Origin of the sequence: Phenylobacterium sp. (genome assembly GCF_020253645.1) — a bacterium.
In the GTDB taxonomy this organism is placed as follows: domain Bacteria; phylum Pseudomonadota; class Alphaproteobacteria; order Caulobacterales; family Caulobacteraceae; genus Phenylobacterium.
The window spans coordinates 1-12399 of the sequence record NZ_JADCBG010000076.1 but is presented as its reverse complement, the minus strand read 5'-3'; the positions used below and the strand labels follow the sequence as shown (position 1 = coordinate 12399).

At 69.5% G+C, this 12399-nt stretch carries 14 protein-coding genes; 1 reads left to right on the top strand and 13 read right to left on the bottom strand.

Annotated features, from left to right (window positions below; genetic code table 11):
• Positions 1–103 precede the first annotated feature (103 nt).
• The 10 genes from INE98_RS05500 to INE98_RS05455 form a co-directional block, all read right to left on the bottom strand.
• A complete protein-coding gene (locus tag INE98_RS05500; protein ID WP_293537231.1) occupies positions 104–850 on the bottom strand; it encodes a DUF2807 domain-containing protein in 747 nt (248 codons plus the stop codon).
• Positions 847–1422 (bottom strand): DUF1700 domain-containing protein, encoded by a 576-nt coding sequence (locus tag INE98_RS05495; protein WP_293537230.1) that lies wholly within the window; start codon positions 1420–1422, stop codon positions 847–849. Before INE98_RS05495 ends, INE98_RS05500 begins: the two co-directional genes overlap by 4 nt.
• Positions 1419–1745 (bottom strand): PadR family transcriptional regulator, encoded by a 327-nt coding sequence (locus INE98_RS05490; protein ID WP_293537229.1) that lies wholly within the window; start codon positions 1743–1745, stop codon positions 1419–1421. Before INE98_RS05490 ends, INE98_RS05495 begins: the two co-directional genes overlap by 4 nt.
• 87 nt (positions 1746–1832) lie before the next feature.
• Entirely contained in the window at positions 1833–2630 is a 798-nt protein-coding gene (locus tag INE98_RS05485; RefSeq protein ID WP_293537228.1) for a 3-hydroxybutyrate dehydrogenase, read from the bottom strand.
• Positions 2631–2634: 4 nt separating this feature from the next.
• A complete protein-coding gene (gene yaaA / locus INE98_RS05480) occupies positions 2635–3426 on the bottom strand; it encodes a peroxide stress protein YaaA (protein ID WP_293537226.1) in 792 nt (263 codons plus the stop codon).
• Positions 3427–3436: 10 nt separating this feature from the next.
• On the bottom strand, positions 3437–4846 hold the full coding sequence (locus INE98_RS05475) for an FAD-binding oxidoreductase (protein ID WP_293537224.1): 1410 nt from the start codon (positions 4844–4846) through the stop codon (positions 3437–3439).
• Between the two features lie 46 nt (positions 4847–4892).
• Complete coding sequence (locus INE98_RS05470) at positions 4893–5825, bottom strand: L-threonylcarbamoyladenylate synthase (protein ID WP_293537222.1); 933 nt, start codon at positions 5823–5825, stop codon at positions 4893–4895.
• Complete coding sequence (locus INE98_RS05465; protein ID WP_293537220.1) at positions 5822–6838, bottom strand: DUF2891 domain-containing protein; 1017 nt, start codon at positions 6836–6838, stop codon at positions 5822–5824. Before INE98_RS05465 ends, INE98_RS05470 begins: the two co-directional genes overlap by 4 nt.
• Positions 6810–7769, bottom strand: a complete 960-nt coding sequence (locus INE98_RS05460; protein ID WP_293537218.1) for a DUF979 domain-containing protein — start codon at positions 7767–7769, stop codon at positions 6810–6812. Before INE98_RS05460 ends, INE98_RS05465 begins: the two co-directional genes overlap by 29 nt.
• Positions 7766–8431 carry a DUF969 domain-containing protein gene (locus INE98_RS05455; protein WP_293537216.1) on the bottom strand — a complete coding sequence of 222 codons (666 nt, stop codon included), beginning with the start codon at positions 8429–8431 and terminating at the stop codon, positions 7766–7768. The genes INE98_RS05460 and INE98_RS05455 overlap by 4 nt, the downstream gene beginning before the upstream one ends.
• A gap of 121 nt (positions 8432–8552) precedes the next feature.
• Here INE98_RS05455 and INE98_RS05450 point away from each other — a divergent pair, with 121 nt between their 5' ends.
• On the top strand, positions 8553–9248 hold the full coding sequence (locus INE98_RS05450; RefSeq protein WP_293537215.1) for a glycosyltransferase family protein: 696 nt from the start codon (positions 8553–8555) through the stop codon (positions 9246–9248).
• 6 nt (positions 9249–9254) lie between these two features.
• Here the strand turns inward: INE98_RS05450 and pseI are convergent, their stop codons facing one another.
• The 3 genes from pseI to INE98_RS05435 form a co-directional block, all read right to left on the bottom strand.
• Entirely contained in the window at positions 9255–10322 is a 1068-nt protein-coding gene (pseI, locus tag INE98_RS05445) for a pseudaminic acid synthase (protein ID WP_293537214.1), read from the bottom strand.
• 72 nt (positions 10323–10394) lie between these two features.
• Positions 10395–11276 (bottom strand): MBL fold metallo-hydrolase, encoded by an 882-nt coding sequence (locus INE98_RS05440; RefSeq protein WP_293537213.1) that lies wholly within the window; start codon positions 11274–11276, stop codon positions 10395–10397.
• A gap of 23 nt (positions 11277–11299) precedes the next feature.
• On the bottom strand, positions 11300–12355 hold the full coding sequence (locus INE98_RS05435; protein ID WP_293537212.1) for a 2-oxoacid:ferredoxin oxidoreductase subunit beta: 1056 nt from the start codon (positions 12353–12355) through the stop codon (positions 11300–11302).
• Positions 12356–12399: the final 44 nt, after the last annotated feature.

Below are 12399 nucleotides of genomic sequence, written 5' to 3'. Positions count from 1 at the left end.
TTGGGGACGGATCGGGCGAGGCCGGATAGGCCCCGCAGGACGAGAAAAAGGGCGGAAGGTCTCGCGAGGAGCTCCCTTCCGCCCTCAAGTTGGCGACGCCGGCCTAGCCCGGAAGTCCGGGCTGACTGACCCGACCGGCTCCGGAGATGTTCTGCTCCAGTCGGGCGGGACGCCGCGTCAGTTCGACCTCGCCGATCCCTGAGACCTCGATCCGCGCCGAGGTCCGGGGACCCAGTGTCGCCTTGCCGGCTCCAGACAGGTCCACCTCAGCTTCTTCCACCTCGAGTGCGGTGAGGTCGGCCGCGCCGGTCCCCGAGATATCGAGCACCACCCGGCGGGTCTTTCCGGTTGCCGTGACCCTGCCGGCCCCGCCCAGATCGATCTCAAGGGTATCCTGGTCGTAGCCGCTGATCTTGAGATCCTGAACGCCGTCGAGTTCAAACCGCCTTACCGCAGGCGCTTCCACGGTGACCTTGAGGGCGCCGCCTTTCCAGCGGTGGCCATCAAACTCGATCTTGCCGTTCCGGACCGAGACCTTGTCGAGTACGGCCGCAGGACCTTCGAGGCTGATGCGCCCCGCGGGTCCCTGGATGTAGTTGACCTCGGCGAAGGCGTCGATCTCGAGGGTGTCGGCGCCACTCCAGGGCATCTGGCGGGTTGTGCTCGGTCCCGGATCACCGAGGAAAATCTCGTTGTCGTCCGAGGCGATATGGATATCCGCCTCCTTGGCGAACTGGTTGACCCTGTCCTTCAGTCCGGCAGCCCCGCCAGCAAGTGCAAGGGCTCCGGCCAGGGAACCGATGCAGAGGATGAAGCCGGCGGCGGCGATGAGGGCGAGTGTGCGGATCACGAGCGGACCTCCTGAGCTTCAAGGGCGGGTTTCAGAAGCTTCAGGTGCAGACGGCCGTACCAGACTAGGGCGTTGACCAGACCCACAGTCACGAGCGCCGTCAGCGCGCCGACCGACACGGAGCCGGCCATGACGCCCAGGCCCGCAAGCATGGCGGCGCCAATGTCACGAACAGCCCCGGCCAGCGGACCGAGGACAAAGACGAAGGCGCCGGCGCCAAAGCCGACCACCGAGGTAATGGCGAACCCGAGGATCACGCCGAGGACCGGAAGAAGGATCGGCAGGATGATCAGGACATCGATCACACCGAGGCCTAGCAACCCGAAGATGGCCGTAGCGGCCGAAGACGGATTCCGCTCCGTCTCCCAGCGCTTCAGTCCCGCCTCGGCCTTGAGCTCACGAGCCAGCCGGCCGGGATCGCCCAGTCCGGCCATCACGTCGGCCTCACTGCGACCGGCGGCGACGCCTTCATCGAAGTGGGCGGCGTAGTCGGCCACATAGTCGTCGATCGTTTCCGGCGGCAGGCCGGCGAGACCGGTCCTCAACCGGCCCAGGAAGAGCTCACGGCTCATTTTTCATCTCCAAGGATTTCGCCGACTGCGACGGAGAAGGACACCCACTCCGCCTTCTGGGCGGCGAGGCTGTTCCGACCCGCAGGGGTCAGCCTGTAGTATTTGCGGGGAGGACCGGAGGGGCTTTCGACCAGGTAGGTGTCGACCAGTCCATCGGACTGCATCCGGCGCATGAGCGGGTAGATTGTGCCTTCGCCCATGTCGATCGCCGCCGCGAGGCGAGCGGCGATGTCATAGGCGTAGGCGTCGGCGCGGGAGAGCAGGGCCAGGACGCAAAGCTCCAGGACCCCCCTCTTCAGCTGAACCTGTACGGCTTCGGGCAAGATAGACGCCTCCTTCTGATGAAGAGGTATCTATCGCAAGGTATCTGTCATTGCAAGGTACCTTTTTCAAAAAGGTACCTTGCCTCGTCAGGTTGCTGTCCAGCCCCCGTCCACCGACAGGGCGGCGCCCGTGGCGGAGGCTCCGACGTCGGACGCCAGGTAGAGCAGCATGCCGGCCAGGTGCTCGTACTCGACGAACTTCTTGGTAGGCTGTGCGGCGAGAATGACATCCTCCATCACCCGGTCCTCGGGAATGCCGCGGGTCTTGGCCTGATCGACGATCTGGGCCTCGATCAGGGGGGTCTTCACATAGCCCGGGCAGATGGCGTTGGCGGTGACGCCCGTGCGGGCCAGCTCGACGGCAAGCCCCTTGGTAAAGCCCACCACCCCGAACTTCGCCGCCACATAGGGAGCCTTGAAGGGCGAGGCCACGAGGCCGTGGGCCGAGGCGATGTTGATGATCCGCCCCCTGCCCTGGGCCTTCATCACGGGGATGGCGGCCCGGCTGGCGTGGAAGGTCGAGGACAGGATGACGGCGATCAGGGCGTCCCACTTGTCCTCGGGGAACTCGTCCACCGGCGCGACATGCTGGATGCCGGCGTTGTTGACCAGGATGTCCAGCCGCCCGAACTCACGCACGGCGTAGGCGATCAGGTCCTTGATCTCCTCGGGCCGGGTCATGTCGGCGGGATGGTAGCGGACGGCGGCGTTGGTCCGGGCCTGAAGGGCCTGGCGGTCCGCCTCGATCTTCGCCGGATCGCCCAGGCCGTTGAGGACAACATTGACCCCCTGCTCGGCCAGGGCTGAGGCAAGGGCCTGGCCGATGCCGCTGGTCGAGCCGGTGACGACCGCCACATGGCCTTCAAGCTTGTAGTCGACGGCCATGGGCCTACTCCTTGTCAGCGCCGGCGGGCGCAGGTTGGGGCCGGGAAAAGACCCAGAGGTCGGCCGAGGACTCACCGGCCTGGAAGCGGTAGCCGTCGCGGTCGAAGGCCCGGAGATCGTCCGCCCGGTCGACCCGGTTGTCGATGGCGAAACGCGCCAGAGCGCCTCTCGCCCGCTTGGCGAAGAAACTGATGATCTTGGAGCGGCCGTCCTTTTCCTCCAGGAAGCGCACCTCCACGACCCGGGCGCCCAGAGCTTTTCGATCCACGGCCGAGGCGTATTCCTGGGAGGCGGCGTTCACGACGACAGGGTCCGCGCTGCCCTCCAGCTCGGCGGCCAGGGCCTTGCCTATGCGGTCGCCCCAGAAGGCGTAGAGGGTCTTGCCCCGGAGGGTCTGCAAGGGCGAGCCCATCTCCAGCCGGTAGGGCTGGATGCCGTCAAGCGGCTTCAGGACGCCGTAGAGGCCGGAGAGGATGCGGACATGTTCCTGCGCCCAGGCAAGGGCGTCGGGGTCGAGCTCGCGCGCCTTCAGGCCGGCGTAGACATCGCCATTGAAGGCGAAAGCCGCCTGCAGGGCGCCGTCAGCCGCCGGGTCGAAGGCCTGGAACCGCTCACGGTTCAACACGGCCAGCTTCTCGGACAGATCCATAAGGCCGCGGAGTTGGGCCACCGAAAGGCGGCGCGTGGACTCCGCGAGGCGGGCGGTCTCGGCCTCAAGGACCGGACGGGTCATGGGCGCCTGGACCGGGGGCGGCGAGAAGTCCATCGCCTTGGCGGGGGAAAGGAGGATCAGCATGGTGCGACTCTCAGAATAGCACGCGGGGGTTGAGGATGCGGCCTGGATCGAGGGTGGCGCGGATCGCCGAGAGGAGGGCGATCTCGGCGGGGTCCTTCTGGCGCCGGGCCTCGCCGGCCTTCATGACGCCCAGACCATGCTCGGCCGAGACCGAGCCGCCCAGGGCGATGGCGATGTCGTGGACCAGGGCCTGGCCCTCGGCGCGCCGGGCGAGGTGAGCGGCGTCGTCGCCGCCCTGCGGCCGCAGGACGTCGAAGTGGATATTCCCGTCGCCGACGTGGCCGAAGGCGCTGATCCGGCAACCCGGGGCGAAGGCGGCCATAACCTCAGCCGCCTGGCGGATGAAGGCCGGGACCTGGCTCACCGGCACCGAGATGTCATGCTTCCAGGTCGCCCCCTCAGGCTTCTGGGCGGCGGACTGATTCTCGCGGAGGGACCAGAAGGCCGCGGCCTGGGCCTCGCTGGCGGCGATGACCGCCTCCCCCGCTACGCCGTCTGAGCAGGCCTCTGCGAGAAGGTCCTCCATCAGACGCCCGGCCCCGCCGGAATCCGGGGACGCCACTTCAAGCAGGACCCGCCACGGCGGGGCGCCAGTCAGAGGGTCCCGCTGGCCGGGGATGTTGCGCAGGGCGAAATCGACACCCTGGCGAGCCATAAGCTCGAAGGCCTCGAGGCCTGAGTCTGCGACGCGGCGGGCGCGGGACAGAAGGTCCAGGGCCGCCTGCGGGCTCTCGACCGCCACCATGGCGACGGCGCGGCCCGCGGGCCGGGGGAACAGCTTGACGCTGGCGGCCGTGATCACGCCGAGGGTGCCCTCGGCGCCGGACAGGAGCCCCCGCAGGTCGTAGCCGGTATTGTCCTTGCGCAGGCGCCTGAGGCCCCGCCAGACCTCTCCGCTGGGCAGCACCGCCTCAAGGCCGAGGACAAGGTCGCGGGCGGTCCCGAACCTCAGCACGGCGACGCCCCCGGCGTTGGTGGAGATGACCCCGCCGAGGGTGGCGCTGCCTTCCGAGGCGAGACTGAGGGGGAAGCGGCGCCCTGCCGCCTCGGCGGCGGCCTGGACCTCGGCCAGGGTGACTCCGGCCTCTGCGACAAGAACGTCATCGACCGGATCGACATCCCGTATGGCGCGCATCCGGCGGGTGGAGAGCAGGATTTCGCCCTGGGGAATCTGGCCGCCGACAAGGCCGGTATTGCCGCCCTGGATAACCAGGGGAGCGCCCTCGGCGGCGCAGAGCCGGATGATGTCGGCGGTCTCCTCCGTCGAAGCCGGCGAGAGCATCAGGGGGGTGCGGCCGCTCCAGCGATCGCGCCACTCGACCAGCCACGGTGCGAGGATCTCCGGGTCGTCAGCCCAGCCCGCAGGCCCGACGAGGGCCTTGAGCCGGTCCAGGAAGGCGTCGGAGGGGACGGGGGTCATGGGAGCAAGGTAGGCGCTCGGCGTCCGGGAAGCCAGAGCGCGGCGCTCACCCGACCGCGCCGGCGGCTCTACGGAGGCGATCGTTGATGGCCTCGCCCAGGCCCTCGTGGGGGATGGGGGCGATGGCGATTCCCGCAGGACGCCGGGCGTCCGCCTCACGCAGGAAGGCGAAGAGGTTCGCCGCCGCCTCGACGAGGTCGCCCGAGGGACTGAGGTTGAGCACGCCAGCGTTGTCGGGCGCGGGGCCAAAGGCCAGATAGACCTCCCCCGACCTGAGGTCGCGGGCGTCCAGCCGGACCGGCGCCTCGGGGGCGTAGTGCCGGGTCAGCCGGCCAGGCGAGCGTCGGGCGTCGGCCTCCGCCTCCGCCAGGGGACCCACCAGGGCCTCGACCTGGTCACGCGTGACCCGCCCAGGCCTCAGCAGGCGCGGCGTGTCGAGCAAGGCCACGACGGTGGACTCCAGCCCGACCTCGCAGGGGCCGCCGTCCAGGGCGACCTCGGCGGCCTCGCCGGTCTCCTCGCAGGCGGCGGCGAAGGTGGTGGGGCTCGGCCGGCCCGACCGGTTGGCCGAGGGCGCGGCCACGGGCCCGCCAAAGGCCGATAGCACGGCGCGGGCCAGCGGATGGGCGGGCGCCCGCACCGCCACAGTGTCCAGTCCGGCCCGGGCGAGGTCGCAGACCGCGCCGCCGGGCTGGACGGGCAACACAAGGGTCAGGGGGCCTGGCCAGAAGGCGGCCGCGAGGATCTCCGCGTCAGGGCCGAAGACCGCGATGCGCCGGGCCGCGTCGATGTCTGCGACGTGGGCGATCAGGGGATTGAAGGCCGGCCGGCCCTTGGCGGCGTAGACGGCGGCTACGGCGCGCGGGTTTCCAGCGTCCGCCGCCAGACCGTAGACGGTCTCGGTGGGAAGGATGACCAGCCGACCCTGACGAAGGGCCAAGGCCGCTGAAGCCGGTGATCCTTTCTGAGGCGCGCTCACGCCCCCTCCCCCGCCGTCAGGGCCAGGAGGGCGAAGCTGGCCAGCCAGTGCTCGCCCATATAGTCGCCCGCCACATGCGGCAGGCTGGCCTCGAGGTGAATCCGGGCGGCGGCGCGGGCGGCCTCCGCGACGGGATCCCCGGTTGCGAGGGCGGAGGCGATGCTCCGCCAGCACCAGGCCCGGGACAGGTTGAGGCCATCGAGGTGGGCGATCTTGCCGTCGCTGCGGTCGCTGACGCTGGCGGGGGTGAAGAGGCTGGCGGGGGCACCCTCGGCGGCCCGGGGCAGGAAGCCGACGAACCAGGCCCGGAAGTCGTCGACAGGAAGAACCCGACGCAGACACTCGGCCTCCATCAGGGCTGGCGACAGAAAGTCCTCGCCGGAGGGCTCCCAGGCCTGGCAGTCCCTGTCCCCGGCGTACCAGGACAGGGCCTTGGCCCGGAGCAGGTCGCCAAGTTCGCTGTCTCCGGCCGCCTCGGCGTAGTCGAGGGCCAGGGCCAGGGCGAAGGCCGTAGAGGAATGCACCCCCGTGCGCACCGGGTAGGCGGCGAGGGGCAGGTGGGTCCGGAACCGGTCGGCGAAGTCGGCGGCCAGGGGGGCGAGGCGCGTCGCCCAGGGACCGTCGAGCCCGAGGAGTTCGGCCTGCAGCTTGAGAAGCCAGGCCCAGCCATAGGGCCGCTCGAAGCCCCGGGCCGTGGGCCGGCGCAGGAAGGCGCGCTCGCCCGCCACGGCGTCTTCCGTGAAGGCTTCAGCGAAGCGGACGTCGATCTCGGCGGCGATAGGGTGGTCAGGGAAGCGGCGGCGCACAGCCGCCAGCGTCCAGTAGCCATGCACGCAGGAATGCCAGTCGAAGCTGCCGAAGAAGATGGGGTGCAGCCGGCGGGGCGTCGCCAGGTCATCCTCGCCTGAGAGGACCTGGTCCAGCTTGTAGGGCCACGGCCGGGTGACGTGACCAAGGGCGATCCGGGCGAAGCCGGCGGCGATCTCAGGGGTGAGTCGGGAAGGCGAGGACATGCATCAGGACCGTATTCACGAGCAGCAGGACCACCGCGGTCGGCGCCTGAGCCCGGATGACGGCGAAACGGTCGTCCAGGTCAAGCAGGGCGGCGGGCGCCAGGTTGAAATTCGCGGCCAGAGGCGTCAGCAGGGTGCCGCAGAAGCCCGACAGCATGCCGATGGCGCAGATGGCGGCGGGGTCGCCTCCATAGACCTTGACCAGGACCGGCAGGGCCACGCCTGCGGTCATCACCGGGAAGGCGGCGAAGGCGTTGCCCATCAACACGGTGAAGCCGGCCATGCCGAGGCAGTAGACCGCCACAGCCGCCAGGCGGGTGTCCATGGGAAAGACACGGGTGACCGTCTCGCCGACGACCGTTCCAACTCCGGCCAGGGCGAAGACTGCGCCCAGGGCCGCCAGCATCTGCGGCAGCAGGGCCATCCAGCCCACGGTATCCGCGAGACGCAGGCCCTCGGTCAGAGGCGAAAGGACGGGCTGCCGGAACATGCGCACAGACAGGCCGGCGACAAGGAGGGTGGCGAAGCCAAGGGCGACCAGAGTGGCCTGACCGGGATCGACCAGGGCGGCGGCGGGTGCGCCGCCGTGCCTGACCCCAAGGCTCCCGGCCAGAACGATGATGGGGATCATCAGAGCCGGCAGGAAGAGCCGCAGGCCATAGGTGCGGGCGGAGGCCACGCGCGCCTCCGCATCCTCGGCCGTCGTCCCGCTGCGCCCAAGACCGAAGGCGGCGGCGAGCGCCATGACCAGGACGAGCACGCCGTTGCCGAGGTCGCCGAGATGATCACCGGCGAGGAAGGACAGGGCGAAGAGCCCCCAGAAGAGGGCGTTGCGGCGCCGGCGCGGATTGGCGGCGTCGCGCAGGCTCATGACCGCGAAGCCGGCGAAGACGAGGCCGGCCAGGGCGTAGACCTGGGAGAGGCCGATCACGGGCGCGGTCCCCTGCGGCCGAAGAGGAGGATCCGAGCGCCATGGACGATGAAGGCGGCGATGGCCGTCGGGATAGCCCAGACCGACAGGTGAAGGGGCTCCACGGTGATCCCGTTCTGGTCCAGGAAGCCCACCATCAGGAGGATTGACCCGATCGCCAGGAAGATGTCCTCGCCGAAGAAGAGGCCGATGTTGTCCGTGCCCGCAGCGAAGGCGCGGACCTTCTGGGCCTCGGGCGGATTGAGGGCGGGGGCGTCCGTCTCCGCCGCCCGGGCGGCCTCGGCCATGGGGGCGATGATCGGCCGTATGGTCTGGGTCTGGCCGGCGATGGAGGTCAGGCCAAGCGCTGCGGTGGCCTGTCGAAAAAGGAGATAGGCGAGCATCAGCCGGGCGAAGGTCACGCCCCGGAGCCGGCCGATCAGCCCCCGGGCCGCCTCCTGAAGGCCGGACCGCTCCAGCACGCCGATCACCGGGAGGATCAGCCAGGCGGCGCTGACATAGCGGTTCTCGTTGAAGGCCTTGCCGAAGGCGGCCAGCACCTCGACGGGGGAGAGGCCCGCGGCCAACCCGGTGGCGAGAGCGGAGGCCAGGACAACCAGAAGGGGGTTCAGGCCCACGGCGAAGCCGGCCACCACCAGAAGCACGCCAAGGAGCACCAGCATCGGATCCGTCCCTTCCCCAGGGTCGTAGTCTAGACCCGAGTCGCCCACGGGGTCGCGGGGGGTCCCTTGCACCGGACGTCCGCCGGTCTATTGATGGCCGGGGCTTATACGGGGGACCGCGATGGCCACGGCGATTCTTCAGGCGCGGATGAGTTCCAGCCGACTGCCGGGGAAGGTGCTGAAGCCCCTGCTGGGGCAACCCATGATCCTGCGACAGATCGAGCGCCTGCGGCGCTGCCGCGAGCTTGACCGGATCGTCGTGGCGACCAGCCAGGACCCTTCGGATGACATCCTGGCGGAGACCCTGGCGAGGGCGGGCCTGGAGATGGTTCGCGGGCCACTGGACGACGTGCTGGGCCGCTTCGTCCTCGCGGCGGACCAACTGCAGCTCGAGGGAGAGATCGTACGGCTGACGGCAGACTGCCCGCTCGCGGATCCGGGAGTCATAGACGCCTGTGTCGCCCTGCGTCGGGAAGGCGGCTTTGACTACGCCTCGAACGGACAGGTCCGCACCTATCCCCGGGGCCTGGACGTGGAGGTCTTCACCGCCACGGCGCTCCGGCGCGCCGGCGCCGAGGCGATCTCGCCCTACGACCGCGAACACGTGACGCCCTGGCTTTACCGGGAAGAGACGGCCTTGCGCCTTGGGAAGCTTGTCGGTTCGCCGGACCTCAGCGAATTTCGTTGGACGGTGGACCTGCCGGCGGACTTCGATTTCGTGTCGCAGGTCTTCGGGGCCCTCTATCCCGGGAACCCGGCCTTCACCACCGAAGACATCCTCGCCCTGCCCTTCGCCCGCCGGGAAACTGACGCCTGACCAGGCTCAGGCCGGTCCGCCACCCTCGACCATCGACCAGTCCATCGGCTCTCCGAAGGGGATGTCCCGGGTCGCCCGGCGTCCAATCACCGTGTCGAGATGCTTCGGCGCCAGGCCGAGGCCAGGCCGCACCGAACGGACATTGGACGCGGTGAAGGCCTCCCCCTTCCTGACCGGGGCGCTGGCGTAGAGCGAGCGCCGCATGCCCGCGTTCCCCGCCTCCGCCTCACCGGGTCCATAAGCGACCCGGCCCATGGCCTCCCAGGCGCTTCGGCAGCTCTGGACGAGCTCGGCCAGTTCGGCAGGTTCCAGGGAGAAGGCGGAGTCCACTCCGCCCTCGGCGCGGCTGAGCGTGAAGTGCTTCTCGATGAAGACGGCCCCGAGGGCGACCGCAGCGACGGAGGCCGCCGTGCCGAGGGTGTGGTCGGACAGGCCGGTCATCACCCCGAAGCGCTCGGCCATGTCCGGCAGGGTGGCCAGGTTCATGCTCGACATGGGCGCCGGGTAGGCGCTCGTGCAGTGCAGGACGATGAGGTCCTTGGCCCCGGCCCCCCGCGCCGCCTCCACCGCCTCGGCGATCTCCTCCTGCGAGGCCATTCCGGTGGACATGACCAGGGGCCGGCCCGTCGCCGCGCAGCGCCGGATGAGGGGCAGGTCCACCAGCTCGAAAGACGCGATCTTGTAGGCGGGGGCGTCGAAGCTCTCCAGAAAGTCCACGGCGGTGAAGTCGAAGGGCGAGGAGAACAGGGTCACCTCCGCCTTCCGGGCGTGCTCGAACATCGGTCCGTGCCAGTCCCAGGGGGTGTGGGCCTCGGCATAGAGCTCATGCAGGCGACGACCGTCCCAGAGGCCGCCCTCGAGCCGGAATCCGGGGCCGTCATGGTCAAGTGTGATGGTGTCGGCGGTGTAGGTCTGGATCTTGACCGCGTCCGCCCCGGCCTCCGCCGCCGCCGAAATCAGGTCAAGGGCGCGCCCCAGCTCGCCATTGTGATTGCCCGACATCTCCGCCACCACATAGGGCGGATGACCGGGCCCGATGGGCCTGCCGTCGATGTGGGCCAGAGCCTGGCTCATGGGAGAACTCCCGCATCCTGAGCGCGATTCGTGAGTCGAATATGGGACCACCCGCGCCCGGGGACCAGACGCTCAGGCCTCCGGCGATGCGGAAGTCACCCCGTCAAAGCGATAGGCGGCCCCCTCCCGGCGCACATGGCCGGCGGTCGGCGCGGCGAAGTGGGTGCCGATGACCAGCACGGGCTGCTCGGCCACGCCCTCGAAGACGCCGCGGCGCATGGCGGCGGAGGCGACCGGGTCGCTGTCGAAGGGTGGCGACCACTCAGGGTGGGCCAACTGGCAGGGGTGGTGGACCATGTCCCCGGTGATCAGGCCGGTCTCGCCGCCGGACTCGATCCGGACGCTGACATGGCCCGGCGTATGGCCGGGGGTGGGGACCAGCCGGACTTCGGGTGAGATCACGTGGTCCATCTCGACGAAGTCCACCAGGCCGGCCTCGAAGACCGGGCGGATGGAGTCCGACAGGATCGCATGCTGCTCGTCATCTCCCTCGGCGCTCCAGTGGTCGTATTCCCGCCGGCCGATCAGGTATCGGGCCTTCGGGAAGGTCGGAACCCAGCTGTCGCCCTCCTTCATGGTGTTCCAGCCCACATGGTCCACGTGCAGGTGGGTGCAGACGACGGCGTCGACGCTGTCGCGGGTCCAGCCGGTCGCCTCGAAGGAGTTCAGGAAGTCCGTGGACAGGGCCTGTCCGCCGACAAGGCTCCGCGGACGGTCGTTGCCGATGCACGTGTCCACCACCAGCCGCAGACCGGGCGCCTCGACGAGGAGGGCGTGGATGGACAGGCGCAGGTGTCCCTCCGGTGTCACATAGTGCGGAAACAGCCAGGGGATTTCACGCAGCGCCTCCGGCGTCGCCTCGGCAAGGAAGGCCCGCCGGGGATTATAGACGACCGGCATCTCCATCTCGACGACGCGGGTGACCGTCACCTCGCCGATCCGCCACCTCAGCATGACGCCCTCCCCTCCGGCCTGGCCTAGCGCAGGCCGGCGTTGATCTGGTCCAGAGCCGCCTGGCCGGGCACCAGGTCAGCGTCGGACAGGCTGTTCAGCGGCCGGTCGGTGGTGCCCAGGGCGCCATGCAGGTCGCCGGGCTCCGGGTCCACGTAGAGCAGTCCCGTGACAATCTCGCCCGCCGCCTGACGCTGGGCCAGGTAGGCCATGGCGGCGATCCGGTCCGTCGGGTCGTAGTGGTCCGACAGCTTGTGGAGGGACAGGACCGAGCCATCGTGCTGGGTGACAGAGATGGTCGTACCGGGCTCGTAGTCGACCTCGATGGGCTGGCGCTCGGCGATCACGTCCAGGCGGTTCACCGCCTCGTTGTGCTCGCGGACATAGTCGTAGCTCTTGGTGGACCCGGCGTGGTTGTTGAACTGGACGCAGGGGCTGAGGGTGTCGATGAAGGCCGGGCCAGGATGACGCAGGGCGGCCTTGATCAGGGGCACCAGCTGGGCCTTGTCGCCCGAGAAGGAGCGCGCCACGAAGGTGGCGCCCAGCTGCAGGGCCAGACTGACCATGTCGATGGCCGCATCGTGGTTGACTACGCCGCGCTTGGACTTCGAGCCGCGATCCGAGGTGGCCGAGAACTGGCCCTTGGTCAGGCCATACACGCCGTTGTTCTCGACAATGTAGGTCATGTTCACCCCGCGCCGGATGGCGTGGGCGAACTGGCCAAGGCCGATCGAAGCGGAGTCGCCGTCGCCGGAGACGCCCAGGTAGATCAGCTCGTGATTGGCCAGGTTGGCGCCCGTCAGCACCGACGGCATACGTCCGTGTACGGTGTTGAAGCCGTGCGAGTTCCCCAGGAAGTAGTCCGGCGTCTTGGACGAGCAGCCGATGCCGGACAGCTTGGCCACCCGGTGGGGCGGCAGGTCCAGCTCGTAGGCCGCCTGGATGATGGCGGCGGAGATGGAGTCGTGCCCGCATCCGGCGCAGAGGGTCGAGACCGATCCCTCGTAGTCCCGGCGAAGATAGCCCAGGGCGTTGGGGGTCAGGGCTGGATGATGCAGCTTGGGCTTGGCGATGTAGGTCATTCGGCGGCCTCCCGGAGCGGGCGCGAGCCCGGCGGCTGGGTTGC